The organism is Thalassospira povalilytica (assembly GCF_002844235.1).
GTDB lineage: Bacteria > Pseudomonadota > Alphaproteobacteria > Rhodospirillales > Thalassospiraceae > Thalassospira > Thalassospira povalilytica.
The window spans coordinates 19,440-35,065 of sequence record NZ_PGTS01000010.1; the positions used below are offsets into that span (position 1 = coordinate 19,440).

14 protein-coding genes are annotated in these 15,626 nt (G+C 56.3%); 4 read left to right on the forward strand and 10 right to left on the reverse strand.

What is annotated here, in order from left to right:
- Positions 1-68: 68 nt before the first annotated feature.
- Positions 69-830: an SDR family NAD(P)-dependent oxidoreductase gene (locus CU041_RS19915; RefSeq protein ID WP_101248211.1), complete on the forward strand. Its 762-nt coding sequence runs from the start codon at positions 69-71 to the stop codon at positions 828-830.
- A gap of 93 nt (positions 831-923) precedes the next feature.
- Here the strand turns inward: CU041_RS19915 and CU041_RS19920 are convergent, their stop codons facing one another.
- From CU041_RS19920 to CU041_RS19930, 3 genes are read right to left on the reverse strand one after another with little or no spacing between them, the layout of a single operon-like run.
- On the reverse strand, positions 924-1,256 hold the full coding sequence (locus tag CU041_RS19920; protein ID WP_267893506.1) for a 4a-hydroxytetrahydrobiopterin dehydratase: 333 nt from the start codon (positions 1,254-1,256) through the stop codon (positions 924-926).
- A gap of 30 nt (positions 1,257-1,286) precedes the next feature.
- Positions 1,287-1,922 carry a uracil-DNA glycosylase family protein gene (locus CU041_RS19925; protein WP_101248212.1) on the reverse strand — a complete coding sequence of 212 codons (636 nt, stop codon included), beginning with the start codon at positions 1,920-1,922 and terminating at the stop codon, positions 1,287-1,289.
- A gap of 3 nt (positions 1,923-1,925) precedes the next feature.
- The gene (locus tag CU041_RS19930) at positions 1,926-2,585 is read right to left on the reverse strand and encodes a glutathione S-transferase family protein (RefSeq protein WP_101248213.1); all 660 of its coding nucleotides are present in this window, start codon (positions 2,583-2,585) and stop codon (positions 1,926-1,928) included.
- 189 nt (positions 2,586-2,774) lie between these two features.
- Between CU041_RS19930 and CU041_RS19935 the strand changes: the two genes are divergently transcribed.
- The 3 genes from CU041_RS19935 (at position 2,775) to CU041_RS19945 (ending at position 6,227) form a co-directional block, all read left to right on the forward strand.
- Positions 2,775-3,758, forward strand: coding sequence for an alpha/beta hydrolase (locus CU041_RS19935; RefSeq protein WP_101248214.1), 984 nt, complete (start codon positions 2,775-2,777; stop codon positions 3,756-3,758).
- 480 nt (positions 3,759-4,238) lie between these two features.
- Complete coding sequence (locus CU041_RS19940) at positions 4,239-5,639, forward strand: leucyl aminopeptidase family protein (RefSeq protein WP_101248248.1); 1,401 nt, start codon at positions 4,239-4,241, stop codon at positions 5,637-5,639.
- A gap of 240 nt (positions 5,640-5,879) precedes the next feature.
- Positions 5,880-6,227 carry a MarR family transcriptional regulator gene (locus CU041_RS19945; protein ID WP_101248215.1) on the forward strand — a complete coding sequence of 116 codons (348 nt, stop codon included), beginning with the start codon at positions 5,880-5,882 and terminating at the stop codon, positions 6,225-6,227.
- Positions 6,228-6,547: 320 nt separating this feature from the next.
- On the opposite strand, the gene CU041_RS19950 is transcribed toward CU041_RS19945, so the two are convergent.
- From CU041_RS19950 to CU041_RS19980, 7 genes are all read right to left on the reverse strand, one after another.
- Complete coding sequence (locus tag CU041_RS19950) at positions 6,548-7,219, reverse strand: LysE family translocator (RefSeq protein ID WP_101248216.1); 672 nt, start codon at positions 7,217-7,219, stop codon at positions 6,548-6,550.
- 686 nt (positions 7,220-7,905) lie between these two features.
- Entirely contained in the window at positions 7,906-8,535 is a 630-nt protein-coding gene (locus CU041_RS19955) for a hypothetical protein (RefSeq protein WP_212733825.1), read from the reverse strand.
- 135 nt (positions 8,536-8,670) lie between these two features.
- Positions 8,671-10,305, reverse strand: a complete 1,635-nt coding sequence (locus tag CU041_RS19960) for an ABC transporter ATP-binding protein (protein WP_101248217.1) — start codon at positions 10,303-10,305, stop codon at positions 8,671-8,673.
- Between the two features lie 12 nt (positions 10,306-10,317).
- Positions 10,318-11,349, reverse strand: coding sequence for an ABC transporter permease (locus CU041_RS19965; protein WP_101248218.1), 1,032 nt, complete (start codon positions 11,347-11,349; stop codon positions 10,318-10,320).
- Positions 11,350-11,351: 2 nt separating this feature from the next.
- Positions 11,352-12,461 carry a microcin C ABC transporter permease YejB gene (locus CU041_RS19970; RefSeq protein WP_101248219.1) on the reverse strand — a complete coding sequence of 370 codons (1,110 nt, stop codon included), beginning with the start codon at positions 12,459-12,461 and terminating at the stop codon, positions 11,352-11,354.
- 3 nt (positions 12,462-12,464) lie between these two features.
- On the reverse strand, positions 12,465-14,417 hold the full coding sequence (locus CU041_RS19975; protein WP_233433196.1) for an extracellular solute-binding protein: 1,953 nt from the start codon (positions 14,415-14,417) through the stop codon (positions 12,465-12,467).
- A gap of 168 nt (positions 14,418-14,585) precedes the next feature.
- Entirely contained in the window at positions 14,586-15,512 is a 927-nt protein-coding gene (locus CU041_RS19980; protein WP_101248220.1) for a LysR substrate-binding domain-containing protein, read from the reverse strand.
- Positions 15,513-15,626 lie beyond the last annotated feature (114 nt).

Here is a 15,626-nt window from a genome sequence, read left to right on the forward strand (position 1 = left end):
AAGATATAATTTGGTATAGAAATACCAGATTAAGTGAAATCATCAAAAAAAGCGGGAGGCTTCACGCCATGCAGATCAAGGGTTCCATCGCCATTGTAACCGGCGCGGCATCGGGGCTTGGTGCGGCGACGGCGGCCGTTCTGGCCGGGGCCGGGGCGAAAATTGTTGCCTTTGATCTGAATGAAGCCGGGGCGAAGGCCACCGCAGAAAAGCTTGATGGTGTCGGGTTTGGCGTTGATGTGTCCGATGCCGTCAGTGTCGAAAAGGCGGTATCTGATGTGGTTGCGTCGGTCGGCACACCGTCCATTCTGGTCAATTGCGCCGGGATCGTGCATGGCGAACGCATTGTCGGACGCGAAGGCCCGGCCGATCTTGACGCCTTTGCGCGTGTCATCAATGTCAATTTGATCGGCACATTCAACATGATGCGGGTTGTGGCAAACGCCATGAGCAACAATGCCCCGTCGGCCAGTGGTGAACGTGGCGTGATCATCAACACCGCATCCATCGCCGCCTTTGAAGGGCAGATCGGACAGGCGGCCTATGCCGCATCGAAGGGCGGGGTGGCGTCCCTGACCTTGCCGGCGGCACGCGAACTTGCCCGCCACGGCATTCGGGTCGCGTCGATTGCGCCCGGCCTGTTTGGCACGCCGATGTTGATGGGACTTCCCGACGAGGTTCAGGAAAGCCTTGCAGCCAATACACCGTTCCCCAAACGTCTGGGCGATCCGGCGGAATATGGCCGGTTGGCGATGCATATTTGTGAAAATGAAATGATCAATGGCGAGACCATCCGGATTGATGGCGCGGTACGACTGGAACCGAAATAGTCCCGCATAACCGGTTCCGGATATGCTCCAATCACCGCAGCCACATGCACCCTGCCGTCCCCCACCGGCAGGGTGTTTTCGTTTTCAGGCGGCCTATTGGCCCGATGCCTTGTCACAGAAACTTGCCAGATCAATGTCCTTTTGCGTGACACCACCGGCATCATGGGTCGTGAGCGTCATTTCGACCTTGTTATAGACATTGAACCATTCGGGATGGTGATCCATCTTGTCAGCCATCAGGGCGACCCGGGTCATGAAACCGAAGGCCGCATTGAAATCGCCAAATTTGAAGGTCCGTTCGATTGACAGCCCGTCCTTGGCAAGCTGCCAGTCCTTCAGGGATTTCAGCGCCGTTTCGATGGCGGGTTTTTCAAGTTTTTTCATATCGTTGCCTCCTGACTGTTTTCCGGCATGGTGACCGGTCAAACGTTGCGGTATCAGACCATAAAAGGCGATCTAACCCAACAGGTGATGCACGCGGTCACGCAAGACCGGCAAAAGATCGGCTTCGAACCACGGGTTCTTTTTCATCCAGGCGGTGTTGCGCCAGCTTGGATGGGGCATCGGCAACAGATTGTCGGGCAGATAATCGGCAAAGCGATGCACGGTTTCGGTCATGGTTTTGGCCCGGCGTCGCCCCAGATAGTAGCCTTGCGCATATTGCCCGATCAGCAGGGTCAATTCGATATCAGGCATATGATCAAGCAAGGCACGATGCCAGGCCGGTGCACATTCGGGCCGCGGCGGCAAATCCCCGCCGCGATCAAACCGGCCGGGATAACAAAAGCCCATCGGCATGATCGCAAGCTTTGCCGGGTCATAAAAATCATCGACCGACAGATCAAGCCAGTCACGCAACCGATCACCGGACGCATCATTCCAGGGCAGACCGGTTTCATGAACCCGGGTGCCCGGGGCCTGCCCGATGATCAGAATACGGGCGCCCTTTGCCATGCGCACCACCGGACGCGGTCCCAGCGGTAATGCTTCGGCACAGATGCGGCATGCGCGCACATCGGACAGCAGGGCATCAAGTGCCCGATCCCCGCCCGGCGGGTCAATTTCTGGCAAATCACCACGCAAACCGGGCATGGGTTATTTGACCTCGGACTCTTGGATCACCCATTCCTCGGCGGCGGCATCGGCATACCATTCCTTCATCGCAGGCAGATCAAGGATCGCCTGCATATAGGCATTGCCAACCGGGTCAAGATCGACGCCATAGGTTTTGAACCGTGTTACCACCGGGGCATACATCGCATCGGCAATCGAAAAATCGCCAAACAGGAAATCCCCGCCCTGCCCATATTGCGTGCGGCACATTTTGAAAATCCCGGCGATGCGGGCGATATCCTTGTCCACGCCATCTGCCCGGCCCAGCCCCGGCAGGCTTTGGCGGCAATTCATCGGCATATGGGTGCGAAGGGCAGAAAACCCGCCATGCATTTCAAGCGACACCGCCCGCGCAATCGCGCGCACATCGATATCAAGCGGCCATAGCAAGGTGTCCGGGCGGCTATCGGCGATATATTCAAGAATGCCCAGGGCCTCCCAGATGGTTTTGGTGCCATCATAAAATGCCGGGACTTTGGCCGTCGGCGAGAAAACCGGGGCCTTTGCCGCCCATTCATCGGTTCGCAGCGGCACCAGCCGTTCTTCGAAATCGATCCCGGCCACTTTGAGGCCAAGCCATGCGCGCAGCGACCAGGATGAGTAATTCTTGTTGCCGATATAAAGAACGGGGCGCGTTTCCATGATGGTTTCTTTCTGTTCGGGGACGATGATCCCGTGGCCGGGACACCGGAACTATCGGGTGTTTGGATTTCGGGTTCAAGCCCATCTCGGGAATTTGATTTACCGTTTTTGATGCCCCGGACGTCGTAAAGATCAGAGGCGGCATTATTTCAGTTTGCCCCGCATGCATCATCTGGTTCAGGGGGCTTTATGCCGGTATCACTTCGTCGATTTGTCTTTGCCGCCGCGTCGCTGTTTGGTGTTGTCCATGCAAGTACGGCAATTGCCGATGACCAGCCCAAAGCACCAACCATCATGGCCCCGACCGAGGTGATTTATGAACATGTGGTGCATTCGGATCTTTTGGGCCGTGACATGCGGCTTCTGGTCTGGAAACCCGATCATGATGCGCCCAAAGTCGGGTTTCCGGTGATTTACAGCTTTGACGGGGAAACATCGATCACGGCCTTTGCCGAATTTGCCGCACAGGCCGGTGTTCTTGGCGCACGATACAAACTCAGCGCCCCGATGATTGTTGCCTTTGCCGAAATGCCCGGCGCGCACAGCAATGACCAGCGCATGTATGATTTCACCCCGTTTGCCGATACCTATGAGCTTCATGAACGGCCCAATATGCTTGAATGGCCGAAACTGGGCGGCGGGGATATTTACCTTGATGCGGTGATGACGGAATTCAAACCGTTCATCGCCGCGCAATATGCCATTGATGCGGATCGCGAAACCCTGTTTGGGCATTCACTGGGCGGGATGATGGTGTTGCACACGCTTGCCACCCGGCCCGATGCGTTTGATGCCTATGTCGCGGTCAGCCCGTCGCTTTGGTTTAACCGGCCGCAACGGTTTGACGAAATCAAAGATCTGATTGCCAACCCCGATTTCGCACCGGCCCGGCCAATACCGGTCATGATCACGGTCGGGGCCGATGAGTCGGACCTGACAGCATGGGACAAGATGCGCCTTCCCTCTGATCATCAGGAACGGCGCCTTAAATGGAAAAAGATCAATGCCATGGTCGATAATGCCCGCGCATTGGCGGCCCTGATCGCGCGCGATGGCAGTGCCAAGATCGATCTGGATTTCTCGGTGCTTGATCGCACCAATCACCATACCGCCAAGCCGATCACGATGTATCGGGCAATCGAAATGGCCATGACCCCGCGCGAGACCCCGTAACAGGCAACGGCAAGTGCGAGCGGCACGGGAGGCGCATCGGACGCGAGAAGCTCAACCGCGGCGAAAGGCGCGGCGGGAGCAAGAGGCGTGGCGGATGGCAGGGGTTGAAGGACTGGGGGCTGCATGACCGCGGGGCCGAATTACGGCATTACGGCGCTTCGGCTTTGCGGGGTTGCGGCGTTGCGCTGTTAAGGCATGACCGCCCAACCGCCGAAGGGTCACTTTGTGCAGGCAACCATGATTGTCATTACCGCACCCCCGCGCCCGATATGTCCGATGGGGCCAACGGGCCCGATGCAGGCGGACGGCCTGTTCGGACTGACCTGTTCAATCGGGCTGGCGGGGTTTTGTTTTCTGGAATTGCTCTGTGACGGTGGCAGCCTTAAGATCGAGACACATATCTTGTTCTGGCAGCCGGGCCGTGCCCGCAAATCTGTCAGCCATCCACCCGTCGCATGTCACCAGCAGGGAAGTCTGAAATTGTTCGACCACATTATCGCACGCGATCATTCCACCAACCCGATCACCATCACCCCGATTGCCGAGGGCGATTTCCAAAGCTGGCTTTCGGATCAGTCCGAAACCACCAAGGCCTGGGTGGCGGCAAACGGCTATGAGGCAAAGCGCGGTACGCAGCTTGCCCTGCCCGGCACCAACGGGGCGTTTGGATCGGTCCTGATCGGTTATGTCGATGATGCCAAGGCAATCTGGGATTTTGCCGGGCTTCCGACCAGCCTTCCCGAAGGTGTTTATGGCCTTTCGGCCAGCATTTCAGACAATGCGGCCCTTTATGAAAAGGCGGCCCTTGGTCTTTATCTTGGCGGGTATCGCTTTGACCGGTATCGCAAGGATGACGGCAAAAAGGACAAGCGCGCCAAAATCGCCCTGCACGACAATGACGCCACCAAGCGTGCGGAAAATGTCGCGCACGGTATCGGGCTTGCCCGTGATCTGATCAATATTCCGGCCAATGACATGGGCCCGGCCGAACTTGAAGCCGCAGCACGGACACTGGGCGAAGAGTTCGGCGCCAAGGTCAGCGCGATTGTCGGTGAAGAGCTTTTGAAACAGAACTTCCCGGCCATTCACACGGTCGGTCATGGCAGCGACCGTGAACCGCGCCTGATTGATCTTGTCTGGGGCGATGAGAATGCACCAAAAATCACCCTGGTCGGCAAGGGCGTGTGCTTTGACACCGGTGGCTATGACCTTAAGCCGTCCAGCAACATGCTTTTGATGAAAAAGGATATGGGGGGTTCGGCACAGGTTCTTGGCCTTGCGCGGATGATCATGGCGGCCAAGCTTCCGGTGCGGCTGCGCGTTCTGATCCCGGCGGTCGAAAACATGGTTTCGGGTCGCGCCTATCGCCCGAGTGACATTTTGCAAACCCGCAAGGGCATCACGGTCGAGGTCGGCAATACCGACGCCGAAGGCCGTCTTGTCCTGTCCGATGCACTGACCCTTGCCGCGGCAGAAGATCCGGAAATGCTGCTTGATTTTGCCACCCTGACCGGGGCGGCGCGCGTCGCACTTGGTCTTGGCCTGCCGGCACTGTTTTCCAATGATGATGATCTGGCTAACGGGCTTATGGAAAACGGTTTGGCGCTGAACGATCCGTTGTGGCGTCTGCCGCTGTGGGATGATTACCGCAGCCAGCTTGATAGCAAGGCCGCCGACATGAACAACATTTCCGGATCACCGTTTGGCGGGGCGATCATTGCCGCCCTGTTCCTGGACCGCTTTGCCGAAGGTGCAAAAAGCTGGGCGCATATCGATCTGATGGCCTGGAACCCGACCGACCGTCCGGGCCGCCCGACCGGTGGCGAAGCCCAGGGAATTCGCGCTGCTTTCAAGCTGATCGAAGATCGTTTCGGTAAGTAAACAATCATAAAAACCACCGGCAACGATTGTTGCCACCGCACGGATCAGGGATCACGGGCATATTACCTTCATGCTTTGTGATCCCTGGCTTACAGCCCGAAAACGGGTGACCGCGCGACCGTTTCAACCCAGAGCAAAAAAGCATCGACCTGCATATTTCCCAATAAGACCTTTGACATATGCGCAACCGTCAGGTAGACAGATTACGTATTCGTAACAAATTAATTGTTAGGCACAAGCATGTCGATCGAGATCAAACCGTCTCAGGCGCTCGACCTTTGGCGTATCGCGATTGTAGAAAGTGTGCGTCGGGATTCACCCGATCTTTCTGCCCGGCAAATGGCCTTGTTGCTTAATGTTTACCTGACCCCTGCCCCGCATACGGTGCGCGGCCTGTCAGAAGCCCTGAACATCTCCAAACCCGCAATTACCCGTGCACTGGACCGCCTGAGTTCGCTTGGCATGGTCAAACGCAAGGTCGACGAAGAAGATCGCCGTTCTGTCCTGATCCAGCGGACCGTCAAGGGATCGGTTTTCCTGCGTGAATTTGGCGATATCATCGTTTCGGCGGGCAAGGAAACCGAATGACCTGATCAGACTGGCCCGTAAAACACCGCCAGATCGACGATCAAAAACCCCGATCACGCTAGGTCATGAATGACATTCGGGGTCGCCGGAACCAAAAACCGGCATTTAGGACAAGAGCCCTTCCCCATTTTACATACGCATCATCTGATATGGTGAAAACGCGCTATATACAGACCAGTCGGTTTGTATGGCGTCTTTTTGCACCATATTGACCCGGCACGTTTTTATCAATGATAACAGATTGTTGCAGGCAGATCGGTCAGACGGAACTCATCCCACACATCGCAGATACCCGAACACACAGATCACAATGCCAATGATCAGTGACGGGTGCCCGCGACACTTTCGGGCATCTCGATCAGCGATAAAAGCCCGGCTGCGATGATCAAAATGCCACCAGAGACACGCGCAATGACATTTGTGCCGCCGCGTCTGATCAGCCAGGGCATGATCCGCGCGGCCCCCATCGCGTAAATCATTACGAAAGTGTAATCAAGAACCACAAAGGTTGCCCCCAGGATCAGCAATTGCGGTGCAAGCGGTGCCGTCGGGTCGACAAATTGCGGGAACAATGCCCCGAAAAAGGCAATTGCCTTGGGATTGCCAGCGGCAACAAGGAACCCTTCACGGAACAGCTTGCGCCGACTGACCGGCTCATAGACACCGGTATTTTTTATTTCGATACCGGTTTGGTCCTTGTTTTTCGGGGACTTGCGAAAGAATGACATCAAGCCGATGACCAGCAGGAAAGCAACACCGCACCATTTCACCACGGCAAAGGCGGCTGCCGATGTTGCAAGCACCGCCCCCAACCCGACAGCCGCAATCACCATCTGGATCATGTTGGCACTGACATCCCCAAGGGCGGTCATCAGGGTCGGACGCGCGCCATAGCGCAAGGCGTGAGACATGCCGATCAGAATACTGGGGCCCGGTGTCAGGACCATCAGAAAGACAAGGACAGTAAAACTCAGCCAGATTTCGAACGACATGGTGGGGCTCCGCTAAATTGCTTGCACCGGAATAGCACAGCGGGCCGGTCACACAATTGCATCCTGCGCAATCGCCCCATGCGTCCGTCGGCGCACGACAGATGTGGCGACAAGACGTACTGCCACAGACACCCCGGGGGCATGCCACGGCAATACCGCGAAGGGCCAACACGGGTGCTTGAGGCGTCCAGGAAAGTCGTGAAGGAGGAAGAGGGAAGAGGGGAGCTTGATGGCCTGTTGCCTGAGGCCAGAGGCGGGAGGCGGAAATTGGACGTTGGACGGGACGGTGGATGGTGGACGGTGGATGGCGGACAGTGGAGGGAGGCATATGGGCGATGTTTTGCATATCACGGTCACACGATCACCACCGCTGCCTGTTCCGGTTTGTCTGGAAGTGGGCCCGACACAGGAATGCCGGTGCCGCCCAGCACAGGTCGACACGCAGTCACGATCGGGGTGGATTGCGATCAAGGGTAATGGCGTAACGTCGCAACCAGATGAGCATCATGCAGGTACGAGCCGCGGCCTTATTCCTTCCCACAGCCTCAATGGTCGACATCGGGGCACACCGGCGACAGAGGCACTTACTTGGCAGGCCGGAGGAGGCAAGCCCTGGCATTGCCCCACCCCCTTTGATGGCGGTGACGGGTAACGCAAAGCAGGCACATCACAGGACAGCCCCCCGCCTAGCGTTTTTGGGCGTCACCCGGCCAGTGATCATAGAACATCCGGACCTGCACCGAACGCAGGGTATCGGGCGGCAGGAAGCTTTGCCCGGTACGCAGAAGCTTGTTCTGAAGGGCTGCGAAATAGCGGTTGGTAACCGGTGCAAACGGGCTGAAGGGCGGCTCGGGAACGATTTCCTCGCCCTTTTCCTTGGCGGCTTCGATTGCCTCGGCCTCGGCGGCAAGTTCTTCTTCGGTTTTGGGTGGCGGCGGGGGCAGCAATGCCGGGCCGCTATATTTGAAGGACCGCTTGCCCGCCGGACGGGTTTCAAACCGTTGCTTGGTATCGCGATACATCAGGCGTTGCAGATCAACAAGGAAGCCATTGATGATCTTTGGCAGGTTATGTTCGATCAGCGGCACGGCTTCCCTGCTTTGGGCTTCCAGCCAGATATGGAAAACGATCTGACGGATCGCACCGCTTTTGGGCAGCAAAACCGTCAATGAAACCGGATCGGGTACAATAACGGTTTCGGGGATTTCCGGTTCGGCATTGGCCGGTTCTTCTGATTCCTTGGCGTCGGTCTTTTCACTGCTGGCAAGTGCCGGGCCCGACAGGGAGACAAACGCAAACAGCGCAAGGGATATCATCGCCCAAAAGGCCGTATCCCATAAGCGATTAACGTTTGACCGGTTGCTCCTGCGCGCAAGCATGATGACTTACCACCCTGTTATCATTCCCTTTTCTGACACTGTTGTAACATGTCTGATGGCGAAATGTCGCGATCACTTACTGACAAATTCTGCCCCGGCAGCCTTAAGATCGAGTGCCGCGGCCAACAATGCCTTGGTATAGGGCTGTTGCGGATGATCAAACACATCCGCCGCCGCCCCGCTTTCGACCAGTTTGCCGCCTTGCATAACCATCACACGGTGTGACAGGGCGCGAACCACGCGCAAATCATGGCTGATAAACAGATAAGCCATTTTGTGGCGCGCCTGCAGGTCCCGCAGCAATTCGACAATCTGGGCCTGTACTGACATATCAAGTGCCGATGTCGGTTCATCAAGTACGATGAAACGCGGTTTTAGGACCAATGCGCGTGCAATCGAAATGCGCTGGCGCTGTCCGCCGGAGAATTCATGGGGATAACGATCCATCGCATTTTGCGGCAGATCGACTTCTTGCAGGGCTTCGGCAATGCGGGCTTCGCGTTCGACAATTGTCAGATCGGGCTCGTGAATTTCAAGCCCCTCGCCAACGATCTGGGCAATTGACATGCGCGGGCTGAGCGATCCGAACGGGTCCTGAAACACCACCTGCATGTCGCGGCGCAATTTGCGCAAATCCGCACCAGCATATTTGCGGATATCCTGTCCGCCAAACCGGATATCCCCATCCGATTTCAAAAGACGCAGGATCGCCATGGCAAGGGTGGTCTTGCCCGATCCGCTTTCCCCGACAATGCCAAGTGTTTCACCCTGTTTAAGGGTCAGGGATATCTGATCGACCGCATCAAGATAGCGTTCCGGACGCCCCAGAATACCCTTTCGGCCAATAGGGAACCGCACGTGAATGTTGCTGGTTTCCAGAAGATCGGCGGCATTTTCGGGCAAGGGTGGTGCCGAACCGCTTGGCACAGCCGAAAGCAGCTTTTTGGTATAGGGATGCTTGGGATTGTCAAACAGGCTGTGCCCGACCCCGCGTTCGACAATTTCACCATCCTTCATGACACAGATGCTTTTGGCCATTTTCTGCACGATTTGCAGATCATGGGTAATCAGCAACAGCGCCATGCCAAGCTTGTTTTGCAAATCCTGAAGCAGTTCAAGGATCTGGGCCTGAATGGTAACGTCCAGGGCCGTGGTCGGTTCATCGGCAATCAGCAATTCCGGTTCATTGGCAAGCGCCATGGCGATCATCACGCGCTGGCGCTGACCACCGGAAAGTTCATGCGGAAGGGCCTTGAGCCGTGATTTCGGATCAGGAATGCCCACCAGATCAAGCAGTTCGAGAATGCGCGCACGCGCCTTTGCACCGCGCAGTCCCTTGTGGAGCAACAGTACCTCGCCGATCTGCTTTTCGATGTTATGGAGCGGATTAAGAGATGTCATCGGCTCCTGAAAGATCATCGAAATCCGGTTGCCCCGGATTTCGCGCAGGGTCCGTTTGTCAGCCCCGACCAGTTCATGCCCGTCAAAGGTGATGGAGCCGGACGGGTGGCTGGCACGCGGATACGGCAGCAATTGCAGGATCGAAAGCGCGGTTACCGATTTGCCCGATCCGCTTTCGCCGACCAGTGCCATGGTTTCGCCGCGCGCCATGGAAAGGGACACACCCTTGACGGCCTGCACATTGCCAAAATTGACCGAAAGGTTGCTGACATCAAGGAGCGGCTGATGGACGGATTGATCTGTCATGGTTCAGGTCCCCTAAAATGTCTTGCGCGGATCAAAGGCATCGCGGACTGCTTCGCCAATGAAAATCAGAAGACTGAGCATGATGGCAATCGCAAAGAAGGCCGTCATGCCAAGCCAGGGTGCCTGCAGGTTGTTTTTGCCCTGTGACAGCAATTCACCCAGCGACGGCGACCCCGGCGGCATGCCCAGCGACAGGAAGTCGAGTGACGTCAGCGCGACAATCGACCCGTTCAAGACAAAGGGCAGGAAGGTAATGGTCGCCACCATGGCGTTGGGCAGGACATGGCGATACATGATCCGGTAATCGGTCATGCCAAGTGCCTTGGCCGCGCGCACATATTCAAAGTTACGCGCCCGCAGGAATTCGGCACGGACAAGTCCGGTCAAACTCATCCAGCTAAACAGCACAAGGATGAACAAAAGCGTCCAGAAGCCCGGTGCAAACAGGCTGGCCAGGATGATCAGGATGAACAGCTGAGGCAGGCCCGACCAGATTTCGATCACACGCTGGAACCCAAGATCGACCCAGCCGCCAAAATAACCCTGCACCGCACCGGCGGCGATCCCGATGACCGAACTGACCGCGGTCAGCGCCAGGCCAAACAGGATCGAAATCCGGAAACCGTAAATCAGCCGCGCAAGAACATCGCGCCCCAATTCATCGGTGCCCAGCAAGTGGCGCGAAGATGGTGGTGCCGGTTGCGGTTCGCGCATTTCGAAATCGATGGTCGAATAGGAAAACGGGATCAGCGGCCAGATGGCAAAGCCGTGATGGTCGATCTTGCCCTGAATATAGGGATCATAGAAATCGGTCTCGACATCGAAATCCCCGCCATAGGTGGTTTCCGGATGGTCGGAAAAGATCGGCATATACCAGTTATCGTCATATTTGACGAAGATCGGCTTGTCATTGGCAAGCAGTTCGGCAAACAGGCAGATCACAAACAGGATCGTAAAGATCACAAGCGACCAGTAGCCGCGCTTGTTGGCTTTGAAATTCGCAAGACGACGTTTGTTCAGTGGAGAAAGGGCCATCAATGTCATGATCAATTCTCCCGCGCTTCAAAGTCGATGCGCGGATCGACGAAATGATAACTCAGGTCGCTGATCAGGTTCAGCACCAGCCCGAACAGCGTGAAGAAATACAGGGTCGCAAACATCACCGGATAGTCACGCGTCATCACGGCGTTAAAGCCAAGAAGACCCAACCCGTCGAGCGAGAAGATCACTTCGATCAGGACCGATCCGGTAAACAGCAACCCGACCAGGGCACTCGGGAAACCGGCAATGACCAGCAACATGGCATTGCGAAAGACGTGACCATACAGCACACGCCGTTCTGTCAGGCCCTTGGCCCGCGCGGTGACGACATATTGCTTGTTGATTTCATCAAGGAACGAGTTTTTGGTCAGCATGGTCAGGGTCGTAAAGCCCCCGATGGTCAGGGCAATGATCGGCAGCGTCAGATGCCAGAAATAATCGCCGATCTTGCCCAGAAGCGACAATTCATCAAAGTTCGATGACGTCAAACCGCGCAACGGGAACCAGTCGAAATAGGTCCCCCCGGCAAAGACGACGATCAGCATCACCGCAAACAGGAAACCGGGGATGGCATAGCCAACAATGATGGCCGCCGATGTCCAGATATCGAAACTTGATCCGTCGCGCACCGCCTTGGCAACGCCAAGCGGCACGGAAATGATATAGATGATCAAGGTCGACCAAAGCCCGAGTGATATCGACACCGGCATTTTATCGAGCACGATATCGACAACATCGCGATCCTGAAAATAGCTTTGGCCGAAATCGAAGGTCAGATAGTTCTTCATCATCATCCAGAACCGTTCATGAGCCGGTTTGTCAAAACCGAACTGAACTTCGAGCTGTTTGATGATTTCGGGATCAAGCCCCTGAGCGCCACGGTAGCTGGAGGTCGAGGAGAAATTGTTCCCCGCCCCGGATGAGGATGACCCACCACTGTCGCCCCCCTGATTGGTGATGCGCGCGGTTGATGAAACGTCGGTGCCCTGAAGCTGGGCGATGACCTGTTCGACCGGGCCGCCAGGTGCGAACTGGATAATCACGAAGTTCAGCAACATGATGCCAAACAGCGTGACCGGGATCAGAAGAAGACGCCGCAGGATATAGTTCAGCATGGTCTAGTTCCCCCCCATCGGCAGTTTTGCGGCTTTTTGCGGATCAATCCACCAGCGCATGACCGACTCGCCCTTCAGCGGGACGGTATCGGGCCGACCAAAGATGTTCCACCAGGCCAGCCTGTCCCCGCCAAGGTAATATTGCGGGATCACGTAATAGCCCCACAGCAACACCCGGTCGAGCGCATGGGTCGCGGTGACCAGTTCGTGCCAGCTGTCAGCGGTTGCGACCTTATCGACCATCGCATCGACGACCGGGTTTTTGATGCCGGCAAAATTGCGGCTGCCGGGTTGGTCGGCGGCCTCGCTTGACCAGAAGACGCGCTGTTCATTGCCCGGGGTCAGGGCCTGCGTCCACCAGAAGGTGGTGACGTCAAAATCAAAGGCCTGAATACGGTTGACCCACTGTCCGGTATCGATCAGGCGGATGTCCATCTCAACGCCAAGCTGTTTGAGGCGGGCCTTGAAGACCAGCGCGATTTTTTCCAGTCCGGGCTGGCGAATGATCAGCTCGAAGCGGAACGGTTCGCCGGTTTCCTTATTGACCAGAATCTTGTCGCGCAGTTCCCAACCCGCTTCGTTCAGAAGGGTCATGGATTCCCTAAGCGCCTTGCGACGGCCATCGGGTTCGTCAAAATTTGGCAGCCTGAAAGGCTGGGTAAACAGTTCCGGCGGTAATTGATCGCGATAGGGTTCAAGCAAGGCCAGCTCATCGCCGGTTGGAATGCCGCTTGATGCCAGTTCGGAATTCACGAAATAGCTGTCCGTGCGTTTATAGGCCCCATAGAACATCGCACGGTTGAGCCACTGGAAATCAAAGCCGTATTGCAACGCCTTGCGCACCCGCCAATCGGCAAAAATCGGCAGACGGTTATTCATCACATAGGCCTGCATGCCCACCGGAAGGTTATCGGGCAGGAATTCTTTTTGAATGTCGCCGCGCTCAACTGCCGGGGTGTTGTAGGCCGTGCTCCAGTCGCGCGATGAATGTTCGGAGCGCACCATATATTCGCCGGCAAGGAATGCCTGGCGCTGGACTTCCGGATCGAGATAGGTGTCGTAACGGATGATGTCGAAATTGTTCTGGCCGCGATTGACCGGCAGATCTTCGGCCCAGTAATCCTTGACCCGTTCATAGGTGATGCGTCGGCCCGCCTCGATGCTGGCAATCCGATAGGCACCGCTGCCGACCGGAATTTCAAAGGTGGTTTTCGAGAAATCCTTACCGTCCCAGAATTTCTTGGGCATGATCGAAATGCCCGCCGCCGTCATTGGCGTTTCGCGGTTATTGCCGGGCTTGAAGGTGAATTTGACGGTCAGTTCGTCAATCGCTTCGGCCCCTTCGATCTGGGAGAAATATTGCCGGTAGACCGGGCTTCCTTTTTCGACCAGCACTTCATAGGAAAACACCACATCTTCGGCGGTGATTTCCGATCCGTCCTGAAAACGGGCGCGCGGGTCCAGATGGAAGATGGCAAAGGACCGGTCATCGGGGACTTCGATGCTGCGCGCAATCAGGCCATACATCGCATAGGGTTCATCGGAACTTGCGACCATCAGGCTGTCATAAATCAGGCCAAGCCCGGCAGCCGATGTCCCCTTGAGCGTAAAGGGGTTGAGGGTGTCAAAGGCGACAATCGATGACTGGATCAGGGTTCCGCCCTTGGGCGCGTCGGGATTAACATAATCGAAATGGGTGAAATCCGGCCCGTATTTCAGATCACCATAAAGCGATATGCCATGGGATGTGGTGGTCAGGGGGGCAAGTTCGGCTTCTTCGACGGCGACGGTCGGGGCCGGCTTGATGACCGGTTTGTCACTGTCCTGTGCCCGAGGGGCGGTGACGGGCAATAGCGATGCGAAAACCGTCACACCAAGCGCAAGACATGCGGATGACACCGCCTTGCGCACAAGTTGCTTGCCCGACAGTTTCATATTGGCGACATACGCGATCATGTGACTTATCGTCTTTCCCCTGATGCAAACTGGTTGCGAGTCTTGTCACGAATTGGGACGCAGCAGGCCGGGTTTCCCGGACATTATATTCGCTACACGGTCATCGCCCGGCTGCGGTCTTTTATCTGCGGATCATAATGAAGAATAAAATGGTTCAATTTCAAGGCATCATGACGGCCCCGGTGCCTTTTGCGCCAGTTTTCGCCGTTCGGTTTCAATTTTGATTTCACCCATCAACCAGTTGCGGAACGCCCGGACCTTGCGCCGTTCAAGACGACCTTCGGGGTAACAAAGCGAATAGGCATAGGGACTGTCGACCGGCAGATCAAAAGGCACGGTCAGACGATTGGTCACGACATATTCCCCAATCATCGCCGGATCGGAGATCACCACGCCAAAACCACTTGCCGCGGCCTCCATCGCCATATCAAGGGTGGCAAAGACCGGGCCGCGATCGGCATCAACGCCCTTGATCCCCGTGCCGCTCAGCCAGATGCGCCAGTCTTCGCGCTGGGCCGAGCAATGCAAAAGCGTCACCCCGGCAAGGTCTTCGGGGGTTTTGAGCTTTTTGGCAAGATCGGGATGACAGACCGGCAATAACCGTTCCCCGGTCAGGAATTCATGCACAAGCTGTTCATCCTGGGTATCGGCGAAACGCACGGCGATATCGACCTCGTTGAAATCGACCGGGGCCTTGTCATCATTATAGGTGCCCAGTTGCACCTGAAGATCGGGATGCTCCATCTGAAAACGGCCAAGCCGTGGCACGATCCAGCGCATGGAAAAGGTCAGCGGCGCCAGAACCGAAAGCTGGGTGTCATCAGCGCGGTCTTCGACCCGGGCCACCGCATGTTCGATCGCATCAAAGGCCGGGGTCAGCCCAACCAGAAGATTACGCCCCGCCCGGGTGAGCTTGAGACTTCTGTGCTGTCGCTCAAAAAGTTTACGGCCCAAAACTTCTTCAAGATGCTGCACCTGTCGGCTGACCGCACCTTGGGTCACGTTAAGCTCATGTGACGCTTTGGTGAAACTTTCAAGACGACCGGCTACTTCAAAGGCCCGAAGCGCATTTAATGGCAATGGACGGCGTTTCATCGCGATGACTTTGCATGACTAAAACTCATGCCATGATGACAAAAGATGGTTTGAGCGCAAGTGTTTTTCGGCGTAACTCTGGGTTTATCGAAACGAGACACACGCATCACAGAT